This is a genomic window from Microbacterium sp. MMO-113, assembly GCF_037148555.1.
Lineage (GTDB): Bacteria > Actinomycetota > Actinomycetes > Actinomycetales > Microbacteriaceae > Microbacterium.
Genome location: NZ_JBBCTD010000011.1, coordinates 1 through 908, shown reverse-complemented (window position 1 = coordinate 908; position 908 = coordinate 1). Strand labels below are relative to the sequence as shown.

Sequence of the window (908 nt, the reverse complement as noted above, 5' to 3'; positions counted from 1 at the left end):
CTACGGGGTTGGCACCCTCTATGACCGGCCTTTCAAGACCGTTCGTCTATACGCTTCTGTAACGTCGCCAGCTCGGCAGAACTGACTGGTGAGTCCCACAACCCCGAATATGCAACTCCTGCCGGATATCACACACACTCGGTTTAGCCTGATCCGGTTTCGCTCGCCACTACTAACGGAATCGCGGTTGCTTTCTCTTCCTGTGGGTACTGAGATGTTTCACTTCCCCACGTTCCCTCTACCCGCCCTATATATTCAGGCGGGAGTCACTAGGTCGGCACGCCGCCCAGCGGGGTTTCCCCATTCGGACACCCTCGGATCAAAACTTGCTTATCAGTTCCCCGAGGCTTATCGCAGATTGCTACGTCCTTCTTCGGCTCCAGATGCCAAGGCATCCACCGTTTGCTCTTAAAGACTTGAAATCACATGAGTTTGAATCAAAAACCCGACCAGTCCGAAGACTGAATCAGAAATTGACTAATGATCTTTAAGATCATCTTGCGCAACTGATCAAAGACCAGTTGCAAGATGCTCGCGTCCACTGTGTAGTTCTCAAAGTACGGGCGGAACCCCCATCCACCTGCCCCCAACGGGACAAACAGAAAGAGGTCCAGAGGTTCAGACCAGATCCCGAAAGATCCGCATCCGGTCCCTCAGGACCCAACAGCGTGCAGGCACCGAAACCCATCCCCCCAACGTTCCTGCAGCAAGCTGCGTACTAATCAGAGAAACAATCTCGATGCCATGTCAAATGTTCCACCCATGAGCTCCCAGCGAAGAACATATGCCTTCGAACCGGGTTCTGGACGCCGAAGCGTCAGATGCTCCTTAGAAAGGAGGTGATCCAGCCGCACCTTCCGGTACGGCTACCTTGTTACGACTTAGTCCTAATTACCGATCCCACCTTC

2 rRNA genes are annotated in these 908 nt (G+C 53.3%); both read right to left on the bottom strand.

Annotated features, from left to right (window positions below):
- A 23S ribosomal RNA gene (locus WFJ36_RS17095) occupies positions 1-422 on the bottom strand; the annotation flags it as partial.
- 410 nt (positions 423-832) lie between these two features.
- A 16S ribosomal RNA gene (locus tag WFJ36_RS17090) occupies positions 833-908 on the bottom strand; the annotation flags it as partial.